This window comes from Vibrio sp. 10N.286.48.F5, assembly GCF_041469785.1.
GTDB lineage: Bacteria > Pseudomonadota > Gammaproteobacteria > Enterobacterales > Vibrionaceae > Vibrio > Vibrio crassostreae_C.
Genome location: NZ_JBFRLG010000013.1, coordinates 165,397 through 172,612 on the forward strand (window position 1 = coordinate 165,397; position 7,216 = coordinate 172,612).

At 38.9% G+C, this 7,216-nt stretch carries 7 protein-coding genes; 5 read left to right on the forward strand and 2 right to left on the reverse strand.

The window, feature by feature from the left end:
• Positions 1-204 precede the first annotated feature (204 nt).
• Positions 205-810: an N-acetylmuramoyl-L-alanine amidase gene (locus AB4185_RS10205; protein WP_371981992.1), complete on the reverse strand. Its 606-nt coding sequence runs from the start codon at positions 808-810 to the stop codon at positions 205-207.
• Positions 762-1,235: a hypothetical protein gene (locus AB4185_RS10210; RefSeq protein ID WP_372135412.1), complete on the reverse strand. Its 474-nt coding sequence runs from the start codon at positions 1,233-1,235 to the stop codon at positions 762-764. The genes AB4185_RS10205 and AB4185_RS10210 overlap by 49 nt, the downstream gene beginning before the upstream one ends.
• 286 nt (positions 1,236-1,521) lie before the next feature.
• Here AB4185_RS10210 and AB4185_RS10215 point away from each other — a divergent pair, with 286 nt between their 5' ends.
• The 5 genes from AB4185_RS10215 to AB4185_RS10235 all read left to right on the forward strand — a co-directional run.
• A complete protein-coding gene (locus AB4185_RS10215; protein WP_372135413.1) occupies positions 1,522-2,601 on the forward strand; it encodes a helix-turn-helix domain-containing protein in 1,080 nt (359 codons plus the stop codon).
• 166 nt (positions 2,602-2,767) lie between these two features.
• Positions 2,768-3,088 (forward strand): hypothetical protein, encoded by a 321-nt coding sequence (locus AB4185_RS10220; RefSeq protein WP_372135414.1) that lies wholly within the window; start codon positions 2,768-2,770, stop codon positions 3,086-3,088.
• A gap of 647 nt (positions 3,089-3,735) precedes the next feature.
• The gene (locus tag AB4185_RS10225) at positions 3,736-4,986 is read left to right on the forward strand and encodes a UDP-N-acetylglucosamine 1-carboxyvinyltransferase (protein WP_372135415.1); all 1,251 of its coding nucleotides are present in this window, start codon (positions 3,736-3,738) and stop codon (positions 4,984-4,986) included.
• Positions 4,987-5,022: 36 nt separating this feature from the next.
• On the forward strand, positions 5,023-5,970 hold the full coding sequence (gene murB, locus AB4185_RS10230; RefSeq protein WP_372135416.1) for a UDP-N-acetylmuramate dehydrogenase: 948 nt from the start codon (positions 5,023-5,025) through the stop codon (positions 5,968-5,970).
• The coding region (locus AB4185_RS10235; RefSeq protein WP_372135417.1) for a polysaccharide biosynthesis C-terminal domain-containing protein at positions 5,963-7,216 on the forward strand (1,254 nt) is incomplete at its 3' end. The genes murB and AB4185_RS10235, both read left to right, overlap by 8 nt.

The following is a 7,216-nucleotide window of genomic DNA, read 5'->3' on the forward strand; positions in this document are numbered from 1 at the left end:
TCCCCCTTGAACACCGGACTATTGTGAGTGATGGTGTTAATAGAAGGGGGAGTTAGAGGGGGTTGCTAGCGATGCCTAACCAACCCCTCCCAGCCTCCCCTTGTATAGGATATTTTTTGCCAAGTAACAGTCGTGATAAAGGGGAGGAGCTAAAAGCACCACTCTCACTTTATTTTCCTCACTTTTCGAATCCCGCATCTGCTCTTAAGCTTTTATCTTCAAAACAGGACACGCCTTATTCACGCCCCAATCTTTATGCCCCTTAACATTCTCATCTGAAATCAAGAACTGCTCTTGCAGTGCAGCCATCAAACCAAACAGTGCCTTGCGCTGCGCAAGTGTGAAGTTATCTTCTGGTTGCAGCTCGGCATTACAACCGCCAACCAAACAAACCCCAATATTGCCCTTGTTGTGTCCTTTCACATGCGCGCCAGTTTGCGACAGCGGCCTGCCCAATTGGACATCCCCATTGCGACGAATAACAAAGTGATACCCCACATCGCGCCAGCCTCTCTTTTTATGCCATTGGCGAATCTCGGCTACGCCTACATCTTGCTGTGGCGGCGTGGCGCTGCAATGCACAGTAATAAAGGAATATGGCGGGCAATGAGGTAAGCGGAGTAAAACCGAAACCAGGCTGAATGAATAGGATGCTGAAGGTAAACAAGGCTCTAACGAAGGGATAAGCTCCATCTTGCTAGCCTGCTCTTCCGAATCAATTCGTTCTTTGGTGTCAGCCCGCTCTTGTAAAACAGACGCTTCTAACGGCTGATTTGGAACTCGATCAGTTGCTGGTGGAGTGTTTGACAAAATAAATCCTCGTGTTGTTGTAAATAGACGATTAAAGACGTTGATAGCGATTCTTTTAAATCAGGGTGCAATGCGATGTGTTGTCGCAGACTGGTGGCTACGGTTTTTTCATAGCCGGGGTGGTGGCTGACATAACGTAAATACATCACGTAATAACCCAGAGGCTGCTTACGCCGCGATCGGCTGATCATCCAACAAATATCGTCATAGCTGGGGGTGTCACCGCATTCATCCTCATTAAAATAACAACCTTCTAAATGGCTTTCTTTATAACAGTTAACTTCATAGCTCAGTACTTGGCCAAACCCATCACTATCACTAAAAAATAACGGCTGACGTGATTGAGTGAGGGAGTTAGCACGGCACTCGATGCTCGCCATTCCGGGTTGATACGCTGAAATAAAAAGAGAAACTATCGCCTTCATTAAGCACCTTATTGCTGCATGGGGAGGGCAATGTACTTCAACATTCTTGATTGGGGTTGGCGGGAATAACACGAAAACAGAGGAATACAGAAAAATGAGAGGTGCTTCGAAAAGCCATTGCTTAATAAGGTTGATGTTGCATATCTATCCGAGGCGATTAACCAAACATCTTTTCTTACAACTTATCTCATGGGCCTTTCGCCCCTAAAGCGCCAAAAAGTGTTGTTAATGCTCTGTATATCAATGGATTTCTATACGAATGACTAATTAACAAGGAGCGTTAACCATGTGTGTTTCTCTAATTCTTTCTTTCATCCCATTAAAAACTGGCTCGCCAATAAGCAAGTTAGTGCTATTGAAATTAGCCGATAACGCAGACGCGCGCGGCGTGTGTTTTCCTTCCCTCAATTACTTGGCGCAATATTGCGAAGTGTCGGTAAGAACCGTTAAACGACACGTTAACGAGCTCGAAAAACAAGGTTTTGTGAAGCGGATAAAGCGCTTTGATGATTCAGGGCGCCAGCGCAGCAACATATATCAGCTGCGCCTTCCCAGCGACAGCCACATTCAGCAGATCGATCTAGACCAAGCGAATCAAGAGAACACGAATGTAGAACAAACAGGTTTACCGTCAGCTTCGTCGGAATATCCACAGAAGACAGAACATGCGAAGAAAACCGACCATTCAGACACTCCCCTGGGTGACTCAAGACCCAACACGGAGAGTGATCATCTGGCACACATAATCTTTCATAAAGAACATAAAACAGAGTTGAGCTTGAAAAACGGCCTCTTGGATGACACCGATGTTCTTGATCCCCAAAGCGGTTCTGAACAACATGAGGTATCGACACCTCAAGCCACCACTACTCCAATAAGCCAACAGAATGAAGTCGTGATTCACCTGCTCACCAAAGAGGGCAGCGCGCCGATTTATCATGAGTTCTACAAAATCTTAGAGCGAACCTACCCAAAGTTAGATGTGCTGCAAGAACTGCATGCCATGCAAGCCTGGCTGTACATCAACCCCGATAAGCGCAAACCCTTTGAGCACATTGGTCACTTTGTGAATGGCTGGCTAAGAAGAAGCGCCCAAGCCAAAGCGAAGCGAGACTCATCGCCAGTCTTTAAGCAGGCTAGAGCGGCTAAGCAAACAAAAGCGGCTAAACCAGCAAGGGCTTCTGCTTCTACATCGACCAAGGAAGCTAAAACCCAACCGGCAGCCAAGCCCATGGTTCACAAACAACCCACGCCCGTCTCTCAGGCCCTAGCGGACTACCAAGCCAAAAGCACCACCAATCCGTTCGAAGCACGTATCAAGGCCCTAGTTCAATCCAAATCGCCCTGCACGGATTCTAAAAAGTGACCATTCGATTTTTCACAGACTAAGCGCTTGCTCACACAGCTAAAAGCTATTGAAAACCAATGATTTAGGAAGCGAAAAGCTTAGGAAAACCAAAGGCTAGGGCAGACCAAGCGCGAATACAGACAAAAAACGTCAAGAAACAAAAGTAGAATTAGGGAGAGGGCAAATGGACGATATCAGCCTAAAAAAACTGACAACGGAAGAAAAAGTCACCATTTTAGAAAAAGAGATAGCGCGAGTAGAAGGACGCATTGGCGAGTTCTTGAAACTGCTGGTTAACCACTACCCACAAGGGCTAACACGCACCGAGATTAAAGCGTTATTGGCGGTAAACAACAACCCAAGCTTCGTGTCGCTATACCGCAACGGCAATATTTTCATTGATATAGAAAAGCGCTACTGCGACGCAGCACAAGAAAACCGCTACTTCATAGGAACCCAGTTCCTGCAAGACGTACAATGCTCTCGCTGGTTGAATGCGTGGTGAGTTGTTTGTCATGCCAGAGTCAATTTCAAACTGGTTAATATGCACTTACTTTGCTAGAATGCCCCGCATATTTAAAACCGTATGAAAACCGCATAAAGCGAACGAATTGTGACTATTGCCTTTAGGAGCCAAACCTAAGGGCGGTAGCGTACCCAAATGGGTTGCAAGGTAAAAGTGCTACCTAGGATTTATAAGACTGATACCTTTTCCATATCTTGGATAAGTTTTACCCATATTTCAGTTACTACTGACGTTTAGGTTTGGAAGATATTTGTGAAAATAACTTGGAATGGCGTAGGAAACATGGCAAAAAATTTGCAAAATAATAAAAATCAAGTATTACATAATCTTCAGTGAAGCTAATGACAAAGGTTTACTATAAAATAAATGAAAAATTTAAAAGAAAACTAATTAACGGGTAGGCGTTAGTCTAAGTGATATGTATTTTTTAAATAAAATAGTTAAAACTTGGTCGTAAGATATAAAGTATTTTAATTTAAACCGACTTTATAATTAGTCTGTTTAGAAGTAAACCTTCTCCGTAATAATAAAGTATACAACTCTGTAGAACAAGGTTCTTTTAGCCTTGTTATTTATAGCCTCTTTAATATTTATAAGCACAATTAAATTTAGTGAGTATTTAAAATATGTATGAAAAGAAATTTTTGATAGAAAAAAGTCAATTGACTGGGACAGTAAAAGTTAGTGGTGCAAAAAATAGTGTTTTACGTTTACTTGCCGCATCTATTCTATTTGATGAAAATGTTGAGTTGACCAATTATCCAAGCAGTTTGTTAGATGTTCAGATTCATGAGGATATGCTACGGTATTTGGGGAAAAATGTTGAGGTTAATGATGATAGTGTCGTTATTTCTCAGGTTGATAGTATTAGCACTAACCTTGAATGGCATGAGCGCTCAATTCGTAATACTCTTTTGATTCTAGGGGCTTCAGTTGCAAAGTATGGGTACGGACGTGTGCCATTACCTGGTGGTTGCAAATTAGGGGAGCGTAAATATGATATTCATGTTCATGTACTTGAATCTCTTGGTGCTAGAATAACTGAAGATGGTGAATACTTAATCGCAGAATCAAAAGAACGACTGACAGGTTGTGATATACATCTTCGAATGCGCTCCACTGGAGCTACAGAAAATGCGATTCTTGCTGGTTGTTTAGCTAGCGGAACTACAAGAATATATAATCCACATATTCGTCCTGAGATTATTGACTTAATAAGTTTTTTAAATAAATCAGGAGCAAATATCAAAGCATATGGTCAAGAAAGAATAGAAATATGTGGTGTTCAGTCATTATCTTCTGTTCGACATAGTGTTATGCCAGATAATATGGAAGCATTAACTTGGGCTATATTGGCTACAATGACTAAAAGTGAAATAAAAATTGAGAATTTCCCTTTCGAAGATCTTGAGATTCCTTTAATCCATCTAAGAGAGAGTGGGGTAAACCTATATCGATGTGGCAGTAATGCTATTATTGCCAAAGGACATTGTTACCCTGTCGAGATTAGTACAGGTCCGTATCCAGGAATAAACTCTGATATGCAACCATTATTCGCTGCATTTGCTTCATCGTGTAACGGGAAAAGTCATATTATTGACCTTAGATTTCCAGGAAGATATGCATACTCCTCTGATATGAATAAAATGGGCGTAAACTGTAAGGTAAGTGGTGATTCTCTTGAAATTTTAGGGTCTAATAAGATTGTTGGAAGTGAAGTAAAAGCTTCTGATTTAAGAGCTGGAATAGCATTACTAATGTTAGGTCTCGTTGCTGAGGGTAAAACAATTATCAGTGACTCTTGGCAAATAAAGCGTGGTTACGATAATATTCTAGAGAAACTAATAAGTCTTGGAGCTTCAGTTTCAGAAATATAAAATAAAACCTACCTTTACTTAGAGGTAGGTTATTGGATGACTTTGATGAAGTGTATTAGAGATGTTGATTTACATGAATTTTCAAATTGGAAGGTTGGTGGAAAAGCAACGCATATATTCGAAGTGAATTCACTTGAAGAGTATAAATATGCTCGTGAATTTATATCAAATAGTAGAGTGAAACACCTACATATTGGGAATACGACAAATCTATTATTCGATAATGGATTGATAGATGTTGGAATGATTCGTTTAGGTTCCAATTATGATTACGTTAGTATATCTGACGACATTGCCGAGGTAGGAGCTGCTTCTTATTGCCCCAAGGTGGCAAGAATCTTACAAAGTTCTGGATTAAGCGGACTGGAGCATATTGTCGGTATACCCGCTACCATTGGTGGTTTGGTATATATGAATGGGGGGAGTAAACGACGCACGATATCTGAAAATATAATAAGTATCACTTCTATAACTTCGCAAGGAGAAACCATAGTACGAAGTGTTAAAGATGCTAATTTTTCTTACCGGAAAAGTATATATCAAAATTTAGAAAGTGAATTAATAATATCTATTAAGATTCATTTAAAACCTACAGAAATTGATAAAATTCGAAGAGAGTGTTTGACTATACTTAGAGATAGAAGGAACAAATTCCCAAGAAAAGAACCTAGCTGTGGTTCTGTATTTATTAGCGACCCAAAGAACTATGAACTAGCAGGTCCTCCAGGTGCTATAATTGAATCAACTGGTTTAAAAGGGGCTCGAATCGGGGGAGCTGAAATATCCAATACTCATGCAAATTTTATAATTAATATAGGAAACGCTCAAGCATTACATATTCTATATTTAGTTAAAGTTATAAATGAAAAAGTTAGAAAAAAATATGGATTTGAACTCGAATCTGAAGGATTGTTTGTGAATAAGGACGGAACCTTGGAGCCATTACACATGGCAGCAAAAAAAATTAGAGATAGATATGAGTAATAGTGTTGCAAAAAAAATAATATCAGTATTTAGCACTAATATTATATCTATACTTATGGCTGTAGTTTCTGTTCTTGTATTAGCTAGAGGTTTAGGCACCACTGATAGGGGAGTTTATGCCGCATTATTAGTGATACCAAATCTTTTAGTCTCAATAGTTGAAGGAGGCGTTAGGCAATCCGCCGTTTATTTTATTGGTTCTGAAAAGTACAGGATAAATGAAATAATATGCTCTTTAAAAGCCTATACTTACATGACTGGTATATTGGGATATGTATTTTGTTGTGTTGTTATGTACTTATCTTTAGGAGGCGATGTACCAATAGTTGGTGTTTTTTTTGCAAGTTTAATTGTTCCGTTGACAGTGGTTTACAATTCCTATAGGGGTATTTTTCTAGGGCTAGAAGTAATTGATAAATTTAATCATTCTACTTGGATAAATAAATTTATTTTTATGATTATCTTGCTATATTTACTTTTTATTGATGATATTTCTCCTAGTCTTGCTATTGCTTCATTAGTTATGGGTTTGGTCGTTTCCATAATATATTGTGAGTTAGTACTTAAGGGAAGAGCTAATTTTTCAAAAAAAGATGTGTCTTTCAATATTATTTTTTTAATGTTAAAAAAAGGTCTTCTTTTTGCTTTAGCCCTATTTTTAATCCAAGCAAATTATAAGATTGATATATTATTTATGTCAAAACTAAGTAGTTTGGCTGAACTGGGTGTTTACTCTGTAACAGTACAAGTTGCTGAGATAGTTTGGCAACTTCCAGCTGCTGCGCTTGTTGTTATTATGTCTAGAAGTGCAAACGAAAAAAATAGTAATGAGTTAGTAAAAACAGTCTCAACGACGACAAGAATTGTTTTTTGGATTACGTTAGTTATTGTATTGTGTAGTATTGTTTTTTTTGAACTTTTTAATGATTTAATATTTGGTGAAGACTATCAAGGCTTAGTTAAGGTGTTAGTGTTACTTTCTCCTGGATTAGCTCTAGCATCATTTTTTAAAACGCTTAACGCATATTTTGCAGGTAAAGGTAATCCAATACCATCGATTATAGCCATGTTATTCGCTGTCGTGGTTAATGTTCTTTTAAACTTAATTTTAATTCCTGAATATGGAGCTAATGGAGCTGCGATAGCATCTTCAATTAGCTATTTTATTATGTCATTACTGCTGGTTATCATCTATTTAAGTAAAACGGGTGAAAGATTTAGTAGTTTAATATTAATTAAACGGTCT

Coding starts and splice junctions, on each gene's coding strand:
- AB4185_RS10210 (WP_372135412.1), bottom strand. CDS start 1,235: ATGAAGGCGATAGTTTCTCTTTTTATTTCAGCGTATCAACCCGGAATG.
- AB4185_RS10215 (WP_372135413.1), top strand. CDS start 1,522: ATGTGTGTTTCTCTAATTCTTTCTTTCATCCCATTAAAAACTGGCTCG.
- AB4185_RS10220 (WP_372135414.1), top strand. CDS start 2,768: ATGGACGATATCAGCCTAAAAAAACTGACAACGGAAGAAAAAGTCACC.
- AB4185_RS10225 (WP_372135415.1), top strand. CDS start 3,736: ATGTATGAAAAGAAATTTTTGATAGAAAAAAGTCAATTGACTGGGACA.
- murB (WP_372135416.1), top strand. CDS start 5,023: ATGACTTTGATGAAGTGTATTAGAGATGTTGATTTACATGAATTTTCA.